This window comes from Arthrobacter sp. 9V, assembly GCF_902506065.1.
GTDB lineage: Bacteria > Actinomycetota > Actinomycetes > Actinomycetales > Micrococcaceae > Arthrobacter.
In genome coordinates, this window is the sequence record NZ_LR732912.1 from 3,059,573 (window position 1) to 3,082,075 (window position 22,503).

Genomic DNA, 22,503 nt, shown 5'->3' on the forward strand with positions numbered 1-22,503 from the left:
CGCACCGAGCCAGGCACGAACCGTCTACTTCTTACTGCGGGCCTTCGCCGCTTGCGCGATTGAAAGGCCCATTGCAGAGCGCAACAAAGTTGTCATCGTTACGCACTCATCGCTGGGAACTCATCGGGTTTCCATCAGTTTTCTGACCCGCTTTCAGGTTTGGACGGTCTTCCTGCGGTGGCCTGGGCCTCCACAAGTGGCGTACCGGGCATCAGGTATCGTTCAACGGCTTCTGCATCGGAAGCACCCGCGAGGGCCCTTCCGAAAGCTCGCCGCTTGATTGCCAATGCCAAGCACTTTTCGCTGGGGTGCAGCCACGCACCCCGGCCGGCCATCCGGCGTCGAACATCGACCAGGACAGCAGAAGAACCGCTGCCTTGGGCGACGAGCCGGACAAGCTCGGACCGGGAACCTTGTTTCCGGCATCCGATGCACGTGCGAACAGGCCCGTGGCCATGTTCAAGCAGTTCAGCCACGACGTGTCCAACCTGCCTTACGGTACTGGCACCCGGCGGGCCCCGGTCCTGCGAATGCAGCTGAGGCACGCCAAAGCGCGCGGATACCGGACGTAAGCCCGGTTCCTTCTATTCTAGCCCCCCGGCCCCGGTCTCCCGAAACCAAGGATGCCTCCAGCGCGGCGTTGAACCGGCGGCACAGGCCGCCGGTTCAATCGCTAGTCAGTCTTGGCCGGAGCGGCGTCGGAGATGATATCGATGCGCCAGCCGGTCAGCTTGGCTGCGAGCCGCGCGTTCTGGCCCTCTTTCCCGATCGCCAGTGAAAGCTGGTAATCGGGCACCACTACGCGGGCGGAGCGGGTTGCTTCGTCAGTGATAGTGACCGAATTCACCCGCGACGGCGAGAGGGAGTTCGCGATGAAGGTCGCGGGGTCGTCACTGAAGTCAACGATGTCGATCTTTTCGTCGTTGAGTTCGGTCATGACTGCCCGGACGCGGGAACCCATTTCGCCAATGCAGGCACCCTTGGCGTTGATGCCGGCAGTATTGGCCTTGACCGCAATCTTGGTACGGTGACCGGCTTCGCGGGCCAATGCCACGATCTCCACAGAGTGATCCGCAATTTCCGGAACTTCCATTTCGAACAACTTGCGGACCAGGCCCGGGTGCGAACGGGACAAGGTGATGGACGGGCCCTTGGCGCCACGGTGTACGTCCACCACGAAGGCGCGCAAGCGGCTTCCGTGCAGGTACTTCTCGCCCGGGACCTGCTCGGGTGGTGGAAGCAATGCTTCCACGGATCCAAGGTTGACCTGGATCATGTGCGGGTTGTTGCCCTGCTGGATCATGCCGGCCACAAGCTCGCCTTCACGGCCCTTGAATTCGCCCAGCACGTTGTCATCTTCCACATCGCGGAGGCGCTGCAGGATGATCTGGCGGGCAGTGCTTGCAGCAATGCGTCCAAAGCCGGCCGGAGTGTCCTCGAACTCGCCGATGGGCTCGCCGTCGTCGTCGATTTCCGTAGCCCAAATGGTCACGTGACCGCTCTTGCGGTCCAACTCCGCGCGGGCCTTCTCGAAGGCGCCGGGCGTCTTGTGGTACGCCACCAGCAGTGCTTGCTCGATGGTGGGAATCAGGAGATCCAGCGGGATTTCACGCTCACGCTCCAGGAGTCTCAGTGCGCTCATGTCAATATCCATTAGGCCTCCTCGGAAGGTCCGTTGTGCTCGTCTTCCAGCGCAGCCTCGTGGAGGTGGCTGAATTCAATCTCGACTTTTCCTTGGCGGATCCTGTCGAAAGGAATAGTGATGGGTTCGCCTTGCTTGGGCTTCATGCCCTTCTTGACCTCGTGCTCAGGGATGAGCGTCACGGCACCGTCCTCCACTGAGGCAATACGGCCCAGGAGGTTATCGCCTTGGATGACGTTGACCCTGACCATGCGGCCGCGGGCGCGGTGCCAGTGGCGAGGTTCGGTCAGGGGGCGTCCTACTCCGGGGGAAGAAACCTCGAGGTCGTAGGGACGGCCGTCGTCATGGGGATCGTTGTCCAAAATGTCAGACAGTCCGCGTGAGACCTCGGCTATGGCGTCAAGGCTGACGCCGCCGGTCTCTTCCTGGGGAAGGTCCACCACTACGTGGACCGTACGGTGTGAACCGGCAACGTGGATGGAAACATCCTCGAGGTAAAGCCTGCTGGCAAGGACAGCCGGTTCAAGCAGCGCCCTAAGCCTGCTCTCTTCCGGGTTGTGGATGGTGGCCGTTGAGTTCGATTCAGAACGGTCTGTTGAAGTCGTGGCTTCCGAGTCACTCACGTTGCCCGCCGCCTCCCGATAGATGTTGTTGTGACTACTAGCCTAACGATTTTCCCGGGAACATGGTGCACGGACTTCCCCGTCAGCGTGACACCATGGTCTGTTGTGAACGGGCAGACGAGCGAAAAACGACGAACACCACCCTGGGGCAGGGTTTTGCTGGTTGCCGTGGTGGCACTGCTTGTTGCCGGCACCGGAATGGTTCTTATTCCGCGTGATTCCGCCACTCCCCCGGCTGTGCCGTTTTCCGAAACCGCGCGCGCGGCTGCGTTTCAGGACACGCTGCTGCTGCGGGAATCTGCAGCCACGCTGGCGGAGGCAGCCACTTCCGGGGCCGAAAAGCCTGCCCTAGCCAACGCTGTGACTTTGCTGACAACCCACGCACAGGCGTTGGCTGACCCCCGGGGCGCACCATCCAGCGCCACATCCGGCACCAGCCCGTCCCACCCTACGGACACCGCACCAACGGACAGCGCCGCAACGGACAGCGCCGCAACGCCTCAGAGCAGCCTCGCATCCTTCCTGGCCGGGTTGGCCGGCAGCGGCTCGAAGCGTCTGGAGGATGCCCGCGAGGCCGACGGCGGGACCGCCCGCCTGCTTGCCGCAGTCGGGACCGCGCAGCTGCTTCAGGCCGAAAGGCTCGCTGCCGAGTGGCAAATGCCGGTGCCCGAGCGGACAAAAACGTCGGGGCAGGTGACCGCATCCAAAACCGAGTCTCCTGCGGCAACCCTCTTGACGGCTTCGTGCCCGTCAGCCAGCCCCAGGGCGGATCCTGCATCTGCTACCACCGACGCCGCTTTGGCTGCGGTGGTTCGCTCGCAGCAGGAAGCGATCTACGTTTACCAAGTGGCGCTGAAAAGGCTGGATGAGACGAAGTCGGCGGCCGCTGCCAAGTACCTGCAAGTTCACGAGGCGCTGCTCCGCCAGGCCGAATCACTCACCACCGCCAACTGCACAGACACGCCTGCGAGCGAGCCTGGCTATCGGCTCCCGGGACAGTTCAGCCAGGATCCGGCCGCCTTCCTTGGCTCTGTGGAGCTTGCCTCCCTGCCTCGATTCGGTGACCTGGTTGCCTTGTCCACGGATGAGACACGTGGGTGGGCCATCGAGAACCTGCTGGCAGCTGCCCGCAGGAGCACCGCATGGGGCGCCGGGCTGCCTGACGCTCCGGGACTCATGCTCGACGCCGGCGAGTTGCCTTCGCTGCCGACGCCCACCACAACGTCCACGCCTTCTTCCCACGGTGGATAGGCCAGCCTAGCCATGCTGGCCAGGAAAGCCGGCCGGTGCTTGGCTTGATGCATGGCTTCCACAGAAACTGCCACGACGCACGAGAACGAACCCCACCGGGATGACCTGGCTCATCGCTTGAACTGGTTGCGCGCCGGCGTCCTGGGCGCCAATGACGGCATTGTGTCGGTCGCTGCGATCGTGGTGGGCGTTGCCGGTGCCACAACCAACACCGGAGTGATTCTCTCGGCCGGAACCGCAGGCCTGGTGGGCGGAGCCATTTCCATGGCTTTGGGCGAGTACGTGTCAGTCAGCAGCCAAAGCGACACCCAAAAAGCACTTATTGAGAAGGAAAGACGTGAGCTGGCGGAGCAGCCCGAAGATGAGCTCCGGGAGTTGGCCGCCATCTACGAGTCCAAGGGACTCAGCGCCAAGACAGCCCGGACAGTGGCCGAGGAACTGACCGAACACGACGCCTTGGCCGCACACCTCTCGGCCGAATTGAATATCCATGAAGATGACGTCGTCAGTCCTTGGAATGCTGCTCTGGCTTCGGCCGTAGCGTTCACCTTGGGAGCGGTTCTGCCCATGCTGGCCATCCTGCTGCCTCCTCCGGGGATGCGGGTTCCCCTGACGTTCACAGCAGTCCTGCTGGCCCTGGCGATCACCGGTGCGGTTGGTGCATGGATCGGCAGTGCTTCCCGCGTCCGCGCAGCGGTCCGAGTGGTGCTCGGCGGGGCTTTGGCGTTGGCCGCCACATTCTCGATCGGTACCCTGTTGGGGGCCAGCGGCGTTTTCTAAGGAGCACATGGCGACGCGGAGTTAGGCTGTTGGCGTGAACCTTCACGCGATGATTCCCATCCCGGGCGACCTCCACGCCCGGTACAACCGCGACTCGGCGGGCAGGGATTGGCTGGCAAGCCTCCCAGGGCTCATCTCCGAGGCGCTGGACCGCTGGGAGCTCTCAGTGGACCTGGTACCGGGCGATGAGCCGTGGAATGGCCACGGAGCCCTGGTGGTCCCCGTTGTTCAGGGCGACACCCCTGCAGCCCTGAAAATCGCTTATCCCCACGAGGAAGCACTGGTGGAGCGTTACGCACTGGCTCTGTGGGACGGGCACGGCGCGGTTCGCCTCCTGGCCTCGGATGACGCGAGCTGCTCCATGGTCCTCGAACGCCTGGACGCCTCCCGCCGGCTACAGGACGCCCCGTTGGGTGATGCCAGGGACGCATGGGGGAACATCATGCGCGAACTCTCGATCCAGCCGGACGAGCGAGGCGAATGGCGGGCATTGGACCATGTTGCTGCCACCGCCGAGCGGTGGAGCGATGAACTGCCTGCGGAATGGGATCGACTGGACCGCCCCTTCCCCAGATGGTTGCTGGAGGCGGCACTGGAGGTATGCCAGACGCGTGGGGCCGTTGGGCGCCGATCCGGGACTGATGTCCTGGTGCATACGGATCTCCACTTCATGAACATTCTTGCCACCACAGATGCCGGAAGGGCACCTCTCCGCGGCGATTATCTGGCCATTGATCCGCAACCGCAGATCGGTGAGGCTGAGTTCGCCGTGGCCCCCATCCTGTGGAACCGCATCCAGGACCTTCCAAGGACAGATCCGGAGGCCGGGCTGCTGGAGCGTTGCCACGACTTCAGCCGCGCCGCGGGTTTGGATGCTGAGGTTGCAAGGCAATGGAGCATCGCCCGGGAGGTGCAGAACGCCCTGTGGTACGCGGCCAACCCCCGGCACGCCGGTGACCTCGCCCGTTCCCTCTGGGTGGCCAGCACTCTGGCCGGCAGCACACTGGACGCCCTGCCGCGGGCGCACGACCTCCCCGTTCCCGGCGAAGCGGCCTGACACCGTGGTCTTGAAAGTCGCGCTGATTGGTTCCGGAGCCATTGGATCGAGGGTTGCCGAATTGCTCGACGCCGGGTACGCCCCGGGTGCAGAACTCACCGGAGTGATTCCCCACGGCCATGCAGGGACAGGATTCAGTTTCGAAGAAGCCCTGGACACCGCTGACGTGGTGGTGGAGTGCGCCGGCGTTGCAGCCGTTGCCGAGTTCGGTCCCCGGGTTGTTTCGGCAGGGAGGGACCTGCTGGTCACCTCGATCGGAGCCTTGTGTGATGGTTCCCTACGGAAAACGCTGCTCGACGACGGTCCCGGACGGACGCTCCTGACAACCGGGGCGTTGGGAGGACTGGATGCGATTACAGCTGCCTGCGCAGGCGGCACCGTTCACAGCATCACCGTGGAATCACGAAAACTTCCCTCGGCTTTGATCCAGCCGTGGATGGATGATGAAACGAAGAAAGGGATTCTTGCCGCTACCCGGCCCATGGAACTACTGCGGGGCGGGCCGGACGAATTGATCAAGGCCTTCCCCAAATCCACCAACGTGGTCTCAGCATTGGCCTTGGCCGCAGGCAACTGGGACGTGGTGGAAGCAGTGTTGATCGCAGACCCCGCAGCCAAGCAGACGTCCCATCATGTGGTGGCTGATACTTCCCTGGGTACCTTGGAGATCCGTGTGACCAACCAGGCTTCCCGCGGCAACCCGGCGTCGAGCGCCTTGGTGCCTCACGCCGTCGTCCGCGGTTTGAAAACTCTCGCCAACGCCAGCGGCAGTTTTATCTGACGCTGGACGCGGCCGTTCTACCCTGCGAAGTTCTCATTCCAAACGTCCGTGCCAAGTTTGATGATCAGCGCCGCCACGACAACCAGGAAGACAACGCGCACAAACTTGCTTCCCCTCGCCACTGCAGTCCTGGCCCCAAGGTAACCGCCGGCCATGTTTGCCAGTCCCAGGACCAGCCCTACGCCCCACAGCAATGAGCCGTGAGGGAGGAAAAAGATCAAGGCTCCGGCATTGGTGGCCATGTTAACGATCTTCGCCTTGGCGCTGGCCTCAAGGAAGGCATAGCCCATGGCCGATACGAGCGCAATTACCAGGAACGAGCCCGTGCCGGGGCCGATCAGGCCATCGTAGAAGCCAATGACAGCCCCGATGAGGCAGGCCACCACGTAGTGCTTATGGCCATCGTGGCGTAGCGCGGTCAGTTCACCGGCGCTGGGACGAAGGGCAGTGAACACCGCGACTGCTATCAAGGCCACCACAATGATCGGCTTGAAAACGCTGGCAGGAAGCGACGCGGCAAGAATTGCTCCAGCGAAACTCCCGGCCAGTGCGATGACCGCCATGGGAATTGCGGTTTTCAGATCCGGCCCTACGCGGCGATAATAAGTGACCGCGCTGGTGGTGGTCCCGAAGATGGACCCCATCTTGTTGGTGGCCAAGGCCTGCACCGGGGTGATGCCAGGAACCAGCAGCAGGGCGGGGAGCTGGATCAGCCCCCCGCCTCCTACTACGGCGTCAACCCAGCCGGCTGCGAATCCAGCCACCACAATCAGGATGAGTGTGCTCAGCTGGATTGACTCGAAGCCGGAAATCACCGGGTTCGTACAGCGTTGACCACGTAGTCCACGGCTTTGTCCACCGAAATGTTCTCGGCTTCGCCGCTGCGGCGGTCCTTGATTTCCACGACGCCATCAACCAGTCCGCGGCCGACAGCCAGAATGGTGGGCACGCCGACGAGTTCAGCATCTCCGAACTTCACACCGGGAGAAACCTTTGGACGGTCATCGAAAATGACGTCAAGGCCGGCCGCTTCAAGCTCGGCAGAGAGCCTTTCAGCGGCTTCGAAGATCTCATCGCCGCGGCCCACTGCCACCACGTGGACATCTGCCGGAGCCACAGAGCGCGGCCATACAAGGCCACGGTCGTCATGGTTTGCTTCAGCCAGGGCTGCGACGGCACGCGTTACGCCAACGCCGTAGGAGCCCATGGTGACAACCTGCTGCTTGCCGTTTTGGTCCAGGACCTTCAGGTCCAGGGCCTCAGCATACTTACGGCCAAGTTGGAAGATGTGGCCCATTTCGATGCCACGTGCAGTTTCCAGAGGACCTGACCCATCCGGGGCGGGATCGCCCGCACGGACGTCGGTGCTCTCGATCACGCCGTCCCACGCGAAGTCACGGCCGGCGACCAACCCGAAGACGTGCTTGCCGTCAGCGTTGGCGCCGGTAACCCAGCTGGTGCCGGAAACAACGCGGGGATCCACGAGGAAGAGAACCTTGGAAGACCCTTCAAGGCCCAAGACAGGCTCGTCGAGCGAGAGCCCGGGGCCGATGTAGCCCTTGACCAGCCACGGCAGCTTCTTGAGGTCCTCTTCGTTCGCAGCTTCAAGACCGATTTCGCCGGCGATGGGCAGATGTGAGCCGATGTTGGCTTCGACGCGCTTGAGGTCCACTCCGCGGTCGCCGGGAACACCGATCACCACGATCTGGCGATCACCGGTGGGCAGCGTCACGGCAAGGACCACGTTCTTGAGAGTGTCAGCGGCAGTCCATGCGCCGCCGTCGGACTCGCTGCGGGGAGCAAGCTGGTTGGCCGCGGCCACCAAAGTCTCGATAGTGGGAGTGTTCGGCGTATCCAGCACCTGGGCGGCCGGAGCGTTGCTGAAGTCGACCTCGTCCGGGACAACGGTGGTCACGGCTTCGACGTTGGCGTAGTAGCCACCTGCAGAGCGCACGAACGTGTCCTCGCCGATCTCGGTGGGGAACAGGAATTCCTCGCTCTTTGACCCACCCATGGCACCGGCGGTTGCCGCAACGGGAATGACTTCCAGGCCGAGGCGCTCGAAGATCTTCAAGTAGGCGGAGCGGTGGGCGGCGTAGCTTGCGTCCAGGCCGGCGTCGTCGATGTCAAAGGAGTAGGAGTCCTTCATGATGAACTCACGGCCACGAAGGAGGCCCGCCCGCGGACGCGCTTCATCACGGTACTTGTTCTGAATCTGGTAGAGGCTCAGGGGCAGGTCTTTGTACGAGGAGTACAGGTCCTTGACCAAGAGCGTGAACATTTCCTCATGCGTGGGGGCCAGGAGGTAGTCTGCGCCCTTACGGTCTTGGAGGCGGAACAGGCCTTCGCCATATTCGGTCCAGCGGTTGGTGGCCTCATAGGGTTCGCGGGGAAGCAGCGCCGGGAAATGGACTTCCTGGGCTCCAATGGCGGACATCTCCTGGCGGATGATCTCCTCCACCTTGCGTAGGACGCTCAGTCCCAGCGGCAGCCATGTGTAGATGCCGGGCGCAGCACGGCGAATGTAGCCGGCGCGGACCAGCAGCTTGTGGCTGGCGACCTCGGCGTCGACGGGATCTTCACGCAAGGTGCGCAGGAACAGCTGGGAAAGGCGAAGGACCACGGGTACGTATCCGTTTCTATGGCAGATGTGGCAAAACAACTGTCTACTAATCTACCGGCTGACTGCGGGGGCTCTTTAACCGTCCAGGACGGCGTCGGGCTGGACCATACACAGAGTCGGGCTGGACCATACAAAGAGAAGAGCCACGCCGCCGCGTTTGGAAGCCCCTGGCCGCAACCGGCTGGTCATCCTGCGATGGCGTGGCTCAGCGGCCGGCCGGCCGCAGACTCTGTCCGGAGACTAGATCGCCGTCCCCTCCAGCGGAACGGGATCACCTGCGGCTGGGAAGCATTTACTGCCGAGCACACGGATGGCCAGGCCGCCGATGGCGCGCCTCAAGGTCTTGACCATGATTCCCCCTGTACCACCCGTACCCCAACGACACGGCTTGGGAAGAACCTATGTGATCGCAGACACATTTTCAAGGATGGCCTGTCATGGCGGGTGACCACCCTTGACGATCCCGGCCCGCGCACCTACTTTTAATTCATCATCTGGTGAATTAGTGGAGCCCAATGGGAGGCCCGTATGACACCCCTTCCAGCAGCCATCACGGCGGCAGGCCTTCAAGTGTCCCGTTCCCGGAGCAAAATCCTTCAAGGCTTGGACTTCTCGGTCGATGCCGGCCGGATCACGGGACTTCTGGGCCCGTCCGGCAGCGGCAAGACAACTCTCATGCGGGCAATCGTCGGGGTCCAGCGAATAAGCCGGGGAACCGTCTCCGTCCTCGGCCGGCCCGCAGGCAGCGCGTTACTCAGACACGACGTCGGATACGTCACCCAGGGTGCCAGCGTCTACTCGGACCTAAGCGTCCAAGCGAACGTGCGCTACTTCGGTGCCATGCACGGCGCGACGGCGGCGGACACCGCGGAGGCGATTGCCGCCGTCGGGCTTGAATCATTTGCCCGACACAAGGCAGCAGACCTGTCCGGTGGACAATTCAGCCGGGTCTCCCTCGCATGCGCCTTGGTTGCCCACCCCAAACTGCTGGTTTTGGACGAACCCACCGTTGGGCTTGATCCCGTGCTAAGGGCCGAACTTTGGGAGCGCTTTGCTGCCATGGCAGCGGCCGGAACAACGTTGCTGGTCTCCAGTCACGTGATGGAGGAAGCATCCCATTGTTCCTCGCTGCTGCTCCTGCGTGATGGCCTCCTGCTGGCACAACTGACTCCTGCGGAACTGGCCGAACGCGGAGGCAGCGCAGATCTGGAGCGGGCCTTCCTGGCCATCATCAAGGCCGCTGACCGCGGACAGGAAGAAAGCCGGGTGACCTCATGAATCTCCGCATGACACTTGCCACCACAACCCGTGTCCTGGGACAACTGCGGCACGATCACCGGAGCGTTGCACTGATCCTCGTTGTTCCGGCATTGCTGCTCACCGCCGTCTACTTCCTCTACGAGAACGAAACACTCCCACCTGGATTCCCCCGCACCTTCGACCGCGTCGGCTTGATGATGTTGGCCATCTTCCCCTTCGTGGTCATGTTCCTGGTCACCTCCATCACCATGCTTAGGGAGCGCACATCCGGGACCCTGGAGCGCCTTCTGACCACACCCATCCACAAAGCAGACCTGCTGTTCGGTTACGCTCTTGCCTTCTCCATCATGGCGGCCTTGCAGTCCATGGTGGCCACGGCCGTTGCCTACTGGGTTTTTGACCTCGACATCAACGGAAGCCCCGGACTGGTAGTGATGATTGCCGTGATCAACGCCGTCCTGGGAGTCGCTTTGGGGCTCCTGTGCTCTGCGTTTGCCCGCACGGAGTTCCAAGCCGTGCAGTTCATGCCGGTGGTGGTGGTCCCGCAGATCCTGTTGTGCGGATTATTCGTGGCGCGGGAGGACATGAACCAGGTTCTGGAAGCAATCTCCGGGGTCCTGCCGCTCACTTTCTCCGTGGATGCCTTGAAGGAGATCGCAGGAAATGCAGAGGCCACAGCTGCCATGTGGCAGGACGCCCTGATCATGGGCGGGATTGTGGTGGGAGTCCTGGTCCTGGCATCACTGACCCTGCGCCGACAAACCCGATGAGCCTCCCCCAGGCCCGCCGGGGACGCCGAGCCGCCGGAGACCACTCCAGAGAGGCGATCCTCACAGCTGCACGGAGACTCTTTGCCGAGCAAGGGTTCGAGGGGACAAGCCTGCGGCAGGTAGCCCGGGAGTCATCAGTGGATCCAGCCATGGTGCACCACTTTTTCGGGGGCAAGGATGAGCTCTTTGCCGCCAGCGTGGAGTTGCCTGCCGACCCTGCAGAGGTTCTTGCCGGCGTCGAAACCATGGACCCCTCGGTGAGATCGGAAGCGATTGTCCGGGCCGTACTCCGATTATGGGAAAGCCCGGCCCAACACGGCCTGGTGGCTTTCGTCCGGGGAACCATAGGCTCCAAGGCCAAGACGGCGCTCATGCGGGAGATGGTCAACCGAACCATCCTTTCCCGGATCATGGCCGGACTGCCCGGCCCTGCCGAGGAAGTACGTGTTCGCGGCAACCTCGTAGCAACGCAAGTTGTGGGGCTGATGCTGGTCCGCTACGTGATCCGGCTCGAGCCATTGGCCTCCGCGGATCAGGACGATGTGGTCCGCTGGGTAGCGCCCAACATCCAGCGCTACCTCACAGGTAACCTGGACTCCCCGGTAATTGATGGGTTCGGCGGCTAGAACAGGGTTCCGCGGCTAAAACAGGGTACCGCGGCTAGAACAGGACGGTGGCGAAGGTTCCCACTTGTTCAAAGCCCACCCGCTCGTAGGTTGCCCGGGCTTTGGTGTTGTAGTCATTGACGTACAGGCTTGTCACCGGCGCGAAGGTTCGGGAAAGATTTACGACGGCGGCCATGTAGCCCCCGCTTTGGCCGCGTCCCCGCAACTCGGGGTTCATCCATACGCCTTGGACCTGCGTGACGTCCTGCGTGACTGCCCCGAGCTCGGCTTTGAACACCACCGTGCCGTTGGCATCGATGTGCACCAGCGAGTGGCCCTCCCGAATGAGCCCCGCAACGCGCCTGCTGTAGAACTCCTGCCCGCCCAGGAACGGAGAGTAGCCCACCTCTTCTTCGAACATGGCGGCACAGGCGGGCAGGATACGGTCGAAGTCCCCCATGGTGCCGAAGGTCAGGGCCGGGTTGGCGCCGATGACCGGAGCACCGGAAATGGTGAGCAACGGCTGCCGGGCACGGACCTCATGGGCAGCATGGCCCAGTTGTTCGAATCGCGCGTAGAGGGCCATGACGGTTTCTGCCGGACCGAAAATGGACGCGTAACGGCGTCCGGTTTCGTGGGCCGCGGTTGCCACATAGCCCGCAAGGCCGGGATCGAGTTGCACAGGGACCAGGTTGGCGCCCGCCCAGCACGCACCCAGGAGTGTTTGCCCGTCGAAAACTCCGAATATGCAGGCACCGCCACTGGTGGGAGCCGCCGAACCCGTACTTTCCAAGTGGGCGAGGATGAACACATTGGCCACCACGTCTTCTCTTGCAAGCGCGCGAAGAGCCAGGGTGTCGGCACTGCCGAGCACCCTGACCCCCAAGCCGTTCTCGTTACGAGACGCTAACCACGGGGCTACCCTTGACAGCATCTTCGCCATCGGCCTCCCCCATCTCTTCGGCGATGCGCATGGCCTCTTCGATCAGTGTCTCAACAATTTCGCTCTCAGGCACGGTCTTGATGACTTCTCCCTTCACGAAAATCTGGCCCTTGCCATTTCCGGAGGCCACGCCGAGGTCCGCTTCACGTGCCTCGCCGGGCCCATTGACGACGCAGCCCATAACGGCCACCCGCAACGGAATTTCCATGCCTTCCAAGCCTGCGGTGACCTGCTCGGCCAGCGTGTAAACGTCCACTTGGGCGCGTCCGCAGGACGGGCAGGAGACAATTTCAAGCTTGCGCGGGCGCAGGTTCAAGGACTGCAGGATCTGGTTGCCCACCTTGATTTCCTCCACCGGCGGAGCCGAGAGGGAAACGCGGATGGTATCGCCAATTCCGCGGGACAGGAGCGCACCGAAAGCCGTGGCTGACTTGATGGTGCCCTGGAATGCCGGACCGGCCTCGGTCACGCCGAGGTGGAGGGGCCAGTCACCTTTCTCGGCGAGCATCTCGTAGGCGGCCACCATGATCACGGGGTCATTGTGCTTGACGGAAATCTTGAAGTCGTGGAAGCCGTGCTCCTCGAACAGGGAAGCTTCCCAGACGGCGGACTCAACCAAGGCCTCCGGGGTGGCCTTGCCGTACTTTTTCATGATGCCGGGTTCAAGGGAGCCTGCGTTGACGCCGATCCGGATGGACGTTCCGTGGTCCCGCGCAGCCGCAGCGATTTCCTTGACCTGGTCATCGAACTTGCGGATATTTCCCGGGTTCACGCGGACTGCAGCGCACCCTGCCTCAATTGCGGCAAAGACGTACTTCGGCTGGAAGTGGATATCTGCGATCACGGGAATCTGGGACTTGCGGGCAATGATCGGCAGTGCTTCGGCGTCGTCGGCAGACGGGCAGGCAACGCGCACGATGTCGCATCCGGAAGCAGTCAGTTCAGCGATCTGCTGGAGGGTGGCATTGATATCCGTGGTGGGGGTTGTGGTCATGGACTGAACGCTGATGGGCGAGTCAGAACCGACGCCAACGGACCCAACCTTGATCTGACGCGTCTTACGACGCGGGGCAAGGACGGGGGGTGGGGCTGCTGGCATTCCCAGGCTGACCGAGGTCACGTGGACTCCTTGGGTTGGGGTGGATCGTGGTGGTGGAGGACGTCCGGACTAGGACGCGTGGGCAGCCAGGACGCCGATTATGGGGGCCCATTCCGTGCTGCGGATACCCGCGATGACTCCGGCTTCGGCGAACGGATCCTGCTTGAGGAGGCCATTGAGTTCGGCTTCGTCGGTGGACTTGAAGATCAGCAGAGCGCCGGCGCCGTCACCGTAAGGCCCACTGGCGAGCAGTTTGCCTTCCTCGGCCAGTTCACCGAGCCAGGCACGGTGTGCGGGGCGGGCTTCGTCGCGGAGGGCGTCAGAGTCGGCAACGTATACGTACTCAACAGCGAAAACAGTCATGGAGCTAGCCTATCCCGCCTGCTCCGCCAAGAATGTTCACTGCTCGGCCAAGAATCTTCACAGCTCAGTCCGGATTCCAACAACTCAGCCAAAAATGTTCACGGGCTTCACGATGTCGGCGTAGATCAAGAGTGCGCCCATGGCCATCAGCAGCGCTGCAACCACGTAGGTGACCGGCAACAGCTTGGCGATGTCGAACGCGCCCGGGTCCGGTTTGCCCAACAGCTTGGCCACCCGGCGTCGCGCCCCTTCGTAGAGCGCCCCGGCCACATGCCCGCCATCAAGGGGCAAGAGCGGGATCAGGTTGAAAATCGCCAGGGCGAAGTTGAGTCCGGCGAGCAACCCGATCAAAGTGCCGATCCGGGCCTGCAGGGGTACCTGTTCCATGGCCGCCACTTCACCGGCAACGCGGCCGACGCCCACCACGCTGATGGGCCCGTTGGGGTCCCGGGGTTCTTCGCTGAAGGCTGCTTTCGCCACCCCCACAACCCTGGCCGGCAGGTTGAAGATCACACCGGAGATCTGCTTGATGTTTTCTCCGGCCATGGGCAGAACAGCCGACGCCGGTTGTGGAACCAACGCGCTTTGCGGCCCGATACCCAGGAATCCCACCTCTTGGTATTTCAGCACACCGTTGGCGTCCTGCTCGGCCCTGCCGTCGGCGCCTACCACTGGCCGCGACGTGAGTACGGGCGTCACCGTGGTTTCCATGGTGGATCCGCTGCGTGTCACAGTGATGGGCACATCTTTTCCGGCGGAGGCCCGGATCCAGCCGGTGAGTTCGTCCCAACTGGTGACTGCTTTACCGTCGAAGGAGGTGATGGTGTCGTTCGGCTGGAGGCCTGCGGCTGCGGCCGGGGTCAGCTTGCAGTCGGCGGAATCGGGGTCCACAGTCTCCCCCGCGGCAACCTGGCACTTGGAAACATCCGCGATGGTGGTGGTTGCCTGGGCTGTGCCGAAGCCCATGAGCAGGACGGCCAGCAGTACCAACCCGATCAGCATGTTCATGGCAGGTCCGCCGAGCATGACGATGATTTTCTTCCAGACGGGGAGCTTGTAGAAGACCCGTTTCTCGTCCGCGGGTCCCACTTCCTCGTGCGCCATGGAACGCGCCTCAGTGGCGAGGGTCTGGAACATCCCTGTGCTGGAGGGCCGAACGGCGCCGTCTTCCTTGTTCGGCGGGTACATACCGATCATGGACACGTATCCACCCAGCGGAAGCGCCTTGAAGCCGTACTCGGTTTCGCCCTTCTTCCTGGACCACAGGGTAGGTCCAAAACCAATCATGTATTTGGTGACGCGCACTTTGAACAGCTTGGCAGGGACCAGGTGTCCCACCTCGTGCAGCGCGATGGAGACGGCTACGCCGATGGCGACGAAGATGACTCCGAGGATGAAGAGAAGGACGGGACTCATGCCGGTGGGACTGCTTCCGTAAAAAGTTGTGAGCTACAGGGCGCTGCTGGCTAAACGATCAAGGGTGCGGGCGCGTGCCCACCTCTCAGCATCCAGTACGGACTCCACCGTTAGCTCGGAAGAGCCTGAATGTTCACTGAGGACCGAGTCAACGGTATCCACAATGTCCGTAAATCGGATGCGTCCGGCGTGGAAGGCTTCCACTGCTTCCTCATTGGCGGCGTTGAATACTGCCGGGAACGTGCTTCCCTGCTTGGCGGCGTCCTTGGCGAGGTCCACGGCCGGGAATGCCACGGTATCCAGGGGTTCGAAGGTCCAACTGGTGGCTTGTGTCCAGTCGCAGGCCGCAGCGGCATGCGGAACCCGTTCCGGCCAGCCCAGCCCAAGCGCGATGGGCAGGCGCATGTCCGGCGGCGATGCCTGGGCAATGATGGAGCCGTCCACGAACTGGACCATCGAATGCACCACCGATTGTGGGTGGACCACGACGTCGATCCTGTCCAGGGGAACATCGAACAACAAGTGTGCCTCGATGACTTCCAGGCCTTTATTGACGAGGCTGGCCGAGTTGGTGGTGACCATTAGGCCCATGTCCCACGTCGGGTGGGCAAGGGCCTCCTGCGGGGTGACGCTATGAAGCTGCTCGCGCGTGCGGCCACGAAAGGGACCACCGGAAGCCGTCAGGATGAGCTTTTCGACTTCCTGGTCAGTACCCGAACGCAGGCACTGGGCAATGGCGGAGTGCTCTGAGTCAACGGGGACGATCTGGCCGGGGCGGGCTGCGGCTTTGACCAGGGCGCCGCCGACGATCAGCGATTCCTTGTTGGCCAGCGCCAGTGTGGCTCCGGTACCAAGTGCGGCCAAGGTGGGTGCCAGCCCGATGGAACCGGTGATGCCGTTAAGGACGACGTCGCACTCAATGGCTGCGATCCGGGTGGAGGCGTCCGGACCGGCGAAGATCTCAGGAGCAAAATTTCGCACCCCGGCCTCAGCGGCCGCGGCGTCAATCAACTGACGAAGTGTTGCCGGATCTCCTTGGGCAATGCCCACAGCCTGCGCCTTGGTATGGACTGCCTGCTGGGCAATGAGTTCCAGGTTCCCTCCGCCCGCGCTCAATGCCACTACTTCGAAACGGTGCGGTGCGGCATCAACGACGTCAATCGCTTGTGTGCCAATGGAACCGGTGGACCCGAGGATGACGATCTTGCGCGGCTGCATTCCTTAAGTATCCCTGTCACTGCCGGGGGCTGCGAACGCAGGAGCACATATGTGGAAAATCCAGACCGCTTGACCATCACACGCCCGTGCGTACCGTGGAATCGTGGAGTGGTTGTCCTGGTTCGATGCCAGGGATTACGAGTTTGCCCGGCAGGTGTTGCAGCGTGGCACGGCCGCGCTGTACCTCGTTGCCTTCCTTTCCACCCTGAACCAGTTTCCGGCACTTCTCGGCGAGCGCGGGCTGTTGCCGGTACCGGCTTTCCTTGAGATGGCCCGCCGGCTTGGCCGGCCCAGCCTGTTCCTGTGGCGCTACTCCGATTCGCTGCTCCGGGCTGTGTGCTGGACGGGCATGGGAATGTCCGTTCTGCTGGTCATCGGCCTCCCCCAGGCCGGTCCTCCGTGGCTGCCTATGCTGACTTTCCTTGCCCTGTGGTTCCTCTACATGTCGATCGTGAACGTGGGGCAGGCATTTTACGGATTCGGTTGGGAGATCCTGCTCCTCGAGGCCGGCTTCACGGTGGCATTCCTGGGTTCGGACCAGACTCCGCCGCCGGCGACCATCCTCATTCTTATTCTGTGGCTGGTGTTCCGGCTTGAGTTTGGCGCGGGGATGATCAAGATCCGGGGCGGCCGGGAGTGGCGGGACATGACGGCCATGTTCTACCACCATGAGACACAGCCCATGCCCGGACCGCTCAGCAGGCAGGCGCACCTGTTGCCGCGCCCCCTGCACAAGGTGGAAGTGGTTGGCAATCATTTTGCACAGCTGGTAGTGCCGTTCTTCCTTTTTGCACTACAGCCGCTGGCCAGTATCGCTGCCGGCATCATCATTGTGACGCAGCTCTGGTTGGTGGGTACGGGGAATTTCGCCTGGCTGAACTGGGTGGCAATCGTCCTGGCTTTCGCTGCCGTCAGCGACCCCGTTGCCCATGCCGTTTTTCCGTTCATCCCGCTGGAGTGGCATCAGGGTGCCGATACCCCGGTGTGGTGGTTCGCCGTCGTCGTGCTGGTGACCCTTGTGTTGGTGGTGTTCAGTTACCGTCCCCTCCTGAATCTCTTCTCCAGGCAGCAGCTGATGAATGCCAGCTTCAACCGCTGGCGCCTGGTGAACGCCTATGGAGCTTTCGGGACGGTGACAAAGCAGCGCGTTGAGATCGTGGTTGAGGGCACCATGGATGATGATCCGCAGGCGCCGGATGGGCAGTGGCTGGAGTACGGATTCAAGGGCAAGCCGGGCGACGTCCGTCGGCTCCCCCGGCAATGGGCGCCGTACCACCTGCGCTTGGATTGGCTCATGTGGTTCCTGCCGCTGCGGACCGTCCACGAGGACTGGTTTTACGCTTTCCTGGACCGGCTCCTCGCGGCTGATAAAGCGACGCTTGGCCTGCTGCGCCATGACCCGTTCGACGGCGAACGCCCCCGTTGGGTGCGGGCACGCAGCTACCTTTACCGTTTCGCCAGCCGTGCGGAGTTCCGCAGGACGGGCGAGCGTTGGGTGCGGGTGCTGCTCTTCGACGCCGTCCCGCCGGTGCAACTACGCCCGGGACGTCGGTTTCCCGGCTGAGGCAGGCTCCCGGGGCGGGGCCGTGGATTCCCGAACCACCAGGTGGGTGGCAAGTTCCACGCGTCGGGAGTCGATTTCTTCGCCTTGCATTTGACGAAGGATGAAGTTCAGCGCGGAACGCCCTATCTCTTGGAGGGGCTGGCTCACTGAGGTCAAGGGCGGCGTGGATTCTTCGGCCTGGTATGTTCCATCGAACCCCACGAGGCTCATTTCTTCGGGGATCCGGATGTCTTGCCTGCGCGCCTCAGCCAGCACACCCATGGCGATGCTGTCGCTTCCGGCGAAGACGGCCGTGGGCGGATCTTCCAAGGCCACCAGCTTCTTGAAGGCCGCCGCTCCGTTCTCGGGCCTGAACTGGCCCGCGGAAACGTATTCGTGTTCAACGGTGATCCCTTCTGCCATCAACGCCGCCATGTAGCCGTGGAGCCGGGCCTGGCTGCACTCAGCGGTGGCGGGACCCCCGATGTAGGCAATGCGTCGATGCCCCAATTCCAGGAGGTGGGTGGCGGCGACCTTCCCGCCGGCCCAGTTGCTGGCACCCACGCTGAACAGGTCAGCCGGGGGCGGGTTCAGGGGGTCGATCACCACTATGGGAATCTGGCGCCTTTGGAAGGCTTCGAGCTGCGCTGTCCCGAACGCGGACGTCACCACAATCATGCCGCTGCGTCCTTCATCGACCATGCGCTGGGCACGTTCCTCCGGACCCAGCGGGGGTGCTGCCTGCAGGCCGGTCACCGACAGGATGACTTCCATGTCCGAGACGTTGGCCTGCTCCATGATCCCTTTCAGGACTTCCATGTTGTAGGCAGAGTTCAGGGAATCAAACACCGCTTCCACGGTCCGCTGGGTGGGGTTTGCCTTGCGTTGGAGGGGTGATTTGTACCCGGTTCTTTGCAGGGCGGCCAGGACGCGGGCACGGGTACTTTGAGCCACATCCTCACGCCCGTTGACCACTTTGGAGACGGTGGGCACCGAGACCCCCACCTCTCGCGCGACGGCAGAAAGGGTCATCTTGGAGGGTCGTTCGTCTAGGCTCACGGTTACCGCTTTCGAAAAGTTTCGGTTGCTGACAGTCTGCATCGGAGCCACCCTTCCCGTCAATCCGACAGCTACTGCAACGAAACTGTTCATTAGAAAGGGTTGACGGTGATGCGCGTCACGGCTAAGTTTGGTTGGCACTTCCGAAAGGACTTCCGAAACATTTCGAAAAGTTGCTGGAGCTGGGAATCGAAGTTGATCCTCAGACCGCGAAGTGCGGCTTTTACACGCACAACCGGGCAATCAGCGTCGAGCCCGAAGGACGAATGGAAACTGCACATGAATAATCTCAAGTTGCGCACCGCCGGAATGGCCGTTTCTGCAGCCGCTTTGTCGATCTCACTCGTAGCCTGCGGGTCCTCAGGTCCGGCCGGAACAGGAGCCTCGGCGGACTCGGCAACCATGTGGGGACTGACCGGTGGTGACCAGCCGGTGTTCCAAGCATCCGTGGACTCCTGGAACAAGTCGCACCCCGACTCCACCATCAAGCTCGACTTCTTTGCCAACGACGCTTACAAGACCAAGGTCCGCACCGCCGTCGGCGCCGGCCAAGGACCCACCCTCGTTTACGGCTGGGGCGGCGGGGTCCTGAAGTCCTACGTCGATGCCGGTCAGGTGGATGACCTGACAGGGTTCCTCAAGGACAATCCCGATGTCCAGAGCCGCTACCTTCCTTCCATCCTTGAAAGCGGTGTGATCGAGGGCAAGACCTATGCACTGCCCAACAACAAGGTGCAGCCCGTAGTTCTCTACTTCAACAAGGAAGTCTTCGACAAAATCGGAGCCGAACCGCCCAAGACCTGGGATGAGCTCATGGCGCTGGTGCCCAAGTTCAAGGACGCAGGTATTGCGCCTTTCTCCCTGGGCGGGCAGTCCAAGTGGCCGGACCTGATGTGGCTTGAATACCTCGTGGACAGGATCGGCGGACCCGAAGTATTCGCCAACATCGCAGCCAACAAGCCGAACGCCTGGTCAGATCCCGCCGTACTGGAGGCACTGACCAAGATCCAGGAGCTGGTTGACGCCGGCGGCTTCATCAACGGCTTCTCCTCCATCGCCGCTGACAGCAACGCGGACCAGGCCCTGTTGTACACGGGCAAGACCGCCATGATCCTGCAAGGCAGCTGGATTTACCAGGGAATGAAGAAGGATGCGGCCGATTTCGTCTCAAGCGGCAAGCTCGGTTACACCCCCTTCCCCACCGTTGAAGGCGGCAAGGGCGATCCGGCAAACGTTGTAGGAAACCCGTCCAACTTCTGGTCCGTGTCTTCCAAGGCCACTGAAGAGCAAAAGAAGACCGCCCTGGAATACGTCAAGGACGGAATGTTCAACGACGAGAACGTCCAAAGCCTGATCAACTCAGGCGCAGTGCCTGTGGTCACCGGGATTGAAGACAAGCTCGCGGCATCCCCTGACAAGGACTTCCTGACCTATGTATACGGCATGGCCAAGGACGCTCCGGACTTCACGCTTTCCTGGGACCAGGCGCTGAGCCCCGCGCAAGGCGATGCCATGCTGGCCAACCTGGACCAGATTTTCCTGAAGAAGATCACCCCTGAACAGTTCGCTTCCACAATGAACGCGACGATCGGGAAGTAATACTGTGTCCGCAACTACCACCACTCCACGCAAGGAGTTGGGCGTCGGACGCACCACAGGCACCCGACGGACCCTGGAAAAGGGTCCGTCAGGGTGGCTGGCCGTCCCCGCCCTGGCATTCTTCATGCTCTTCGCCATCCTCCCGCTCCTGGGAGTGCTGTTCCTGAGCTTCACCAGCTGGGACGGCCTGGGCGAGATCAAGCTGGACGGACTGTCCAGCTGGAATACGGTCCTGGCTGATCCAGTCACCGGCAACGCCTTGTTGGTGACGGCCAAGATCATGTTTTTCTCCTTCATTGTCCAGGCACCCATTAGCCTTCTGCTTGGCGTCTTCACGGCCGCCAGCCAGAAGTACCGTGCAGCTCTGGCCGTCCTCTACTTTGTACCGCTGCTTCTCTCTTCGGCAGCTGTGGCCATCGCCTTCAAAGCCCTGCTGGATCCCAACTTCGGACTCGGCCCCGGCCTGGGGCTGCCCTTCCTGGCACAGGACTGGCTGGGCAACTCGGATCTGGTGCTGTTCGTGGTGGTCTTCGTCATCGCCTGGCAGTTCGTGCCCTTCCACACCCTGATCTACCAAGGCGGCGTGCGACAGATTCCAGCCTCGCTGTACGAGGCTGCGCAAATTGACGGTGCCGGCCGTGTCCAACAGTTCTTCAACATCACCTTGCCGCAGCTCAAATACACCATGATCACCTCCTCCACCCTCATGGTGGTGGGTTCCCTGGCGTACTTCGACTTGATCTTCGTGCTGACCGCCGGCGGGCCCGGCTACTCCACCAGGCTCCTGCCGTTGCACATGTACCTGACCGGCTTCAAAGCGAACGATATGGGAGCGGCGAGCGCCTTGGGCGTCATCCTCGTTGTCATCGGACTGGCCCTGGCCCTGTTCCTGCAACGACTCGGCGGAAAGAACCGCAACGCCAGCCAATTGGAAGGTGCGTAATGGCTTCCACCACACAACTGCCCACGACACCGGCGGCGTTGCCGCAACCGGCAACCACCCGACGTCGTCCTCCGAAACTCGGCCGCTCGCGACCAAACTTCCTGGGCGGCCTGGGCGGCTGGCTTTGGCTGGCGATCATCATTGTGCCGGTGTACTACGTGGTGATCACCAGCCTGAAGAACCAGGCAGGGTTCTTCACCTCCAACCCGATGCTGCCACCGGCCGAGCCAACGTTGGACAACTACAAGCTTGTCCTGGAGAACGACTTCGCCAAGTACTTCACCAACAGCCTTATTGTTACTGTGGGCAGCGTGGTACCGGCGCTGTTCGTCGCCTTCATGGCCGCCTACGCCATTGTGCGCGGCAAGGGCAGGTTCCTCAGCTGGACCAACAACGTCTTCCTGCTGGGCCTGGCCATTCCGCTGCACGCAACCATCATCCCCATCTACTGGATGATCACCAAGGCCCACATGTATGACACCTTGTTGGCGCTGATACTGCCCTCCATTGCGTTTGCGATCCCCGTATCGGTGCTCATCCTGTCCAACTTCATGCGGGATGTTCCCAACGAGCTTTTTGAGTCGATGCGGCTGGACGGCTGTTCTGACTGGGCCATGATGTGGCGGCTCGCACTGCCCATGACCAAGCCCGCCGTCATCACGGTAGGCATCTACAACGCACTGCATGTTTGGAACGGATTCCTGTTCCCGCTGATTCTCACGCAAAGCCCGGACACCAGGGTTCTGCCGTTGTCACTGTGGACCTTCCAGGGTGAGTTCAGCGTCAACATCCCGGCGGTACTCGCCTCCGTGGTACTGGCCACGCTTCCTTTGCTGGTGATCTACGTCGTGGCGCGCCGGCAGTTGCTCAGCGGCCTCACCGCAGGTTTCAGCAAGTAGCCGGACGCCAACAACCAGAAAGGACTTCC

General features: G+C 62.3%; 22 protein-coding genes. 11 read left to right on the forward strand and 11 right to left on the reverse strand.

Features of this window, described 5'->3' with window-relative positions:
* Positions 1-134: 134 nt before the first annotated feature.
* The 3 genes from BACI9J_RS14110 to rimP form a co-directional block, all read right to left on the reverse strand.
* Positions 135-545 carry a YlxR family protein gene (locus tag BACI9J_RS14110; protein ID WP_159734929.1) on the reverse strand — a complete coding sequence of 137 codons (411 nt, stop codon included), beginning with the start codon at positions 543-545 and terminating at the stop codon, positions 135-137.
* Between the two features lie 128 nt (positions 546-673).
* The gene (nusA, locus tag BACI9J_RS14115; RefSeq protein WP_159734930.1) at positions 674-1,654 is read right to left on the reverse strand and encodes a transcription termination factor NusA; all 981 of its coding nucleotides are present in this window, start codon (positions 1,652-1,654) and stop codon (positions 674-676) included.
* The gene (rimP, locus tag BACI9J_RS14120; protein ID WP_159734931.1) at positions 1,654-2,265 is read right to left on the reverse strand and encodes a ribosome maturation factor RimP; all 612 of its coding nucleotides are present in this window, start codon (positions 2,263-2,265) and stop codon (positions 1,654-1,656) included. The genes nusA and rimP overlap by 1 nt, the downstream gene beginning before the upstream one ends.
* A 30-nt stretch (positions 2,266-2,295) precedes the next feature.
* Here rimP and BACI9J_RS14125 point away from each other — a divergent pair, with 30 nt between their 5' ends.
* The 4 genes from BACI9J_RS14125 to BACI9J_RS14140 are packed head-to-tail and all read left to right on the forward strand — an operon-like array spanning position 2,296 to position 6,134.
* A complete protein-coding gene (locus BACI9J_RS14125) occupies positions 2,296-3,516 on the forward strand; it encodes a DUF4439 domain-containing protein (RefSeq protein ID WP_159734932.1) in 1,221 nt (406 codons plus the stop codon).
* 51 nt (positions 3,517-3,567) lie between these two features.
* Entirely contained in the window at positions 3,568-4,296 is a 729-nt protein-coding gene (locus tag BACI9J_RS14130) for a VIT1/CCC1 transporter family protein (protein WP_159734933.1), read from the forward strand.
* 34 nt (positions 4,297-4,330) lie between these two features.
* The gene (locus BACI9J_RS14135; protein ID WP_236558697.1) at positions 4,331-5,353 is read left to right on the forward strand and encodes an aminoglycoside phosphotransferase family protein; all 1,023 of its coding nucleotides are present in this window, start codon (positions 4,331-4,333) and stop codon (positions 5,351-5,353) included.
* 4 nt (positions 5,354-5,357) lie between these two features.
* On the forward strand, positions 5,358-6,134 hold the full coding sequence (locus BACI9J_RS14140; protein WP_159734934.1) for an aspartate dehydrogenase domain-containing protein: 777 nt from the start codon (positions 5,358-5,360) through the stop codon (positions 6,132-6,134).
* Positions 6,135-6,151: 17 nt separating this feature from the next.
* Here BACI9J_RS14140 and BACI9J_RS14145 read toward each other — a convergent pair whose 3' ends face one another.
* On the reverse strand, positions 6,152-6,949 hold the full coding sequence (locus BACI9J_RS14145; RefSeq protein ID WP_159734935.1) for a sulfite exporter TauE/SafE family protein: 798 nt from the start codon (positions 6,947-6,949) through the stop codon (positions 6,152-6,154).
* Positions 6,946-8,757 (reverse strand): proline--tRNA ligase, encoded by a 1,812-nt coding sequence (locus BACI9J_RS14150; protein WP_159734936.1) that lies wholly within the window; start codon positions 8,755-8,757, stop codon positions 6,946-6,948. Before BACI9J_RS14150 ends, BACI9J_RS14145 begins: the two co-directional genes overlap by 4 nt.
* A gap of 528 nt (positions 8,758-9,285) precedes the next feature.
* On the opposite strand from BACI9J_RS14150, the gene BACI9J_RS14155 reads away from it, so the two are divergent.
* The 3 genes from BACI9J_RS14155 to BACI9J_RS14165 are packed head-to-tail and all read left to right on the forward strand — an operon-like array spanning position 9,286 to position 11,413.
* Entirely contained in the window at positions 9,286-10,035 is a 750-nt protein-coding gene (locus tag BACI9J_RS14155) for an ABC transporter ATP-binding protein (RefSeq protein WP_159734937.1), read from the forward strand.
* Positions 10,036-10,043: 8 nt separating this feature from the next.
* Positions 10,044-10,787 carry an ABC transporter permease gene (locus BACI9J_RS14160; protein ID WP_159734938.1) on the forward strand — a complete coding sequence of 248 codons (744 nt, stop codon included), beginning with the start codon at positions 10,044-10,046 and terminating at the stop codon, positions 10,785-10,787.
* Entirely contained in the window at positions 10,784-11,413 is a 630-nt protein-coding gene (locus BACI9J_RS14165; RefSeq protein WP_159734939.1) for a TetR/AcrR family transcriptional regulator, read from the forward strand. Before BACI9J_RS14160 ends, BACI9J_RS14165 begins: the two co-directional genes overlap by 4 nt.
* Positions 11,414-11,447: 34 nt before the next feature.
* Here the strand turns inward: BACI9J_RS14165 and BACI9J_RS14170 are convergent, their stop codons facing one another.
* The 5 genes from BACI9J_RS14170 to dxr all read right to left on the reverse strand — a co-directional run bounded on the left by BACI9J_RS14170 (position 11,448) and on the right by dxr (position 16,431).
* Positions 11,448-12,326, reverse strand: coding sequence for a GNAT family N-acetyltransferase (locus BACI9J_RS14170; protein WP_159736483.1), 879 nt, complete (start codon positions 12,324-12,326; stop codon positions 11,448-11,450).
* The gene (gene ispG / locus BACI9J_RS14175) at positions 12,289-13,455 is read right to left on the reverse strand and encodes a flavodoxin-dependent (E)-4-hydroxy-3-methylbut-2-enyl-diphosphate synthase (RefSeq protein ID WP_011774258.1); all 1,167 of its coding nucleotides are present in this window, start codon (positions 13,453-13,455) and stop codon (positions 12,289-12,291) included. The genes BACI9J_RS14170 and ispG overlap by 38 nt, the downstream gene beginning before the upstream one ends.
* Positions 13,456-13,503: 48 nt before the next feature.
* A complete protein-coding gene (locus tag BACI9J_RS14180; RefSeq protein ID WP_159734940.1) occupies positions 13,504-13,797 on the reverse strand; it encodes a YciI family protein in 294 nt (97 codons plus the stop codon).
* An 84-nt stretch (positions 13,798-13,881) separates the two neighbouring features.
* Complete coding sequence (locus BACI9J_RS14185) at positions 13,882-15,213, reverse strand: M50 family metallopeptidase (protein WP_159734941.1); 1,332 nt, start codon at positions 15,211-15,213, stop codon at positions 13,882-13,884.
* A 33-nt stretch (positions 15,214-15,246) separates the two neighbouring features.
* The gene (dxr, locus tag BACI9J_RS14190; protein WP_159734942.1) at positions 15,247-16,431 is read right to left on the reverse strand and encodes a 1-deoxy-D-xylulose-5-phosphate reductoisomerase; all 1,185 of its coding nucleotides are present in this window, start codon (positions 16,429-16,431) and stop codon (positions 15,247-15,249) included.
* Positions 16,432-16,534: 103 nt separating this feature from the next.
* Between dxr and BACI9J_RS14195 the strand changes: the two genes are divergently transcribed.
* Positions 16,535-17,995 (forward strand): lipase maturation factor family protein, encoded by a 1,461-nt coding sequence (locus tag BACI9J_RS14195; RefSeq protein WP_159734943.1) that lies wholly within the window; start codon positions 16,535-16,537, stop codon positions 17,993-17,995.
* Here the strand turns inward: BACI9J_RS14195 and BACI9J_RS14200 are convergent.
* Positions 17,966-19,033, reverse strand: a complete 1,068-nt coding sequence (locus BACI9J_RS14200; RefSeq protein WP_159734944.1) for a LacI family DNA-binding transcriptional regulator — start codon at positions 19,031-19,033, stop codon at positions 17,966-17,968. The two genes, BACI9J_RS14195 and BACI9J_RS14200, sit on opposite strands and share 30 nt — an antisense overlap.
* 279 nt (positions 19,034-19,312) lie before the next feature.
* Between BACI9J_RS14200 and BACI9J_RS14205 the strand changes: the two genes are divergently transcribed.
* The 3 genes from BACI9J_RS14205 to BACI9J_RS14215 are packed head-to-tail and all read left to right on the forward strand — an operon-like array spanning position 19,313 to position 22,474.
* On the forward strand, positions 19,313-20,632 hold the full coding sequence (locus tag BACI9J_RS14205) for an extracellular solute-binding protein (RefSeq protein WP_159734945.1): 1,320 nt from the start codon (positions 19,313-19,315) through the stop codon (positions 20,630-20,632).
* Between the two features lie 4 nt (positions 20,633-20,636).
* The gene (locus BACI9J_RS14210; protein WP_159734946.1) at positions 20,637-21,575 is read left to right on the forward strand and encodes a carbohydrate ABC transporter permease; all 939 of its coding nucleotides are present in this window, start codon (positions 20,637-20,639) and stop codon (positions 21,573-21,575) included.
* A complete protein-coding gene (locus BACI9J_RS14215) occupies positions 21,575-22,474 on the forward strand; it encodes a carbohydrate ABC transporter permease (RefSeq protein ID WP_159734947.1) in 900 nt (299 codons plus the stop codon). Before BACI9J_RS14210 ends, BACI9J_RS14215 begins: the two co-directional genes overlap by 1 nt.
* Positions 22,475-22,503 lie beyond the last annotated feature (29 nt).

What these genes read in the sequence shown, in the direction of transcription:
- nusA (WP_159734930.1), bottom strand. Translation starts at nt 1,654, where the DNA reads ATGGATATTGACATGAGCGCACTGAGACTCCTGGAGCGTGAGCGTGAA.
- BACI9J_RS14130 (WP_159734933.1), top strand. Translation starts at nt 3,568, where the DNA reads ATGGCTTCCACAGAAACTGCCACGACGCACGAGAACGAACCCCACCGG.
- BACI9J_RS14155 (WP_159734937.1), top strand. Translation starts at nt 9,286, where the DNA reads ATGACACCCCTTCCAGCAGCCATCACGGCGGCAGGCCTTCAAGTGTCC.
- BACI9J_RS14160 (WP_159734938.1), top strand. Translation starts at nt 10,044, where the DNA reads ATGACACTTGCCACCACAACCCGTGTCCTGGGACAACTGCGGCACGAT.
- BACI9J_RS14165 (WP_159734939.1), top strand. Translation starts at nt 10,784, where the DNA reads ATGAGCCTCCCCCAGGCCCGCCGGGGACGCCGAGCCGCCGGAGACCAC.
- BACI9J_RS14170 (WP_159736483.1), bottom strand. Translation starts at nt 12,326, where the DNA reads ATGCTGTCAAGGGTAGCCCCGTGGTTAGCGTCTCGTAACGAGAACGGC.
- BACI9J_RS14180 (WP_159734940.1), bottom strand. Translation starts at nt 13,797, where the DNA reads ATGACTGTTTTCGCTGTTGAGTACGTATACGTTGCCGACTCTGACGCC.
- BACI9J_RS14185 (WP_159734941.1), bottom strand. Translation starts at nt 15,213, where the DNA reads ATGAGTCCCGTCCTTCTCTTCATCCTCGGAGTCATCTTCGTCGCCATC.
- dxr (WP_159734942.1), bottom strand. Translation starts at nt 16,431, where the DNA reads ATGCAGCCGCGCAAGATCGTCATCCTCGGGTCCACCGGTTCCATTGGC.
- BACI9J_RS14205 (WP_159734945.1), top strand. Translation starts at nt 19,313, where the DNA reads ATGAATAATCTCAAGTTGCGCACCGCCGGAATGGCCGTTTCTGCAGCC.
- BACI9J_RS14215 (WP_159734947.1), top strand. Translation starts at nt 21,575, where the DNA reads ATGGCTTCCACCACACAACTGCCCACGACACCGGCGGCGTTGCCGCAA.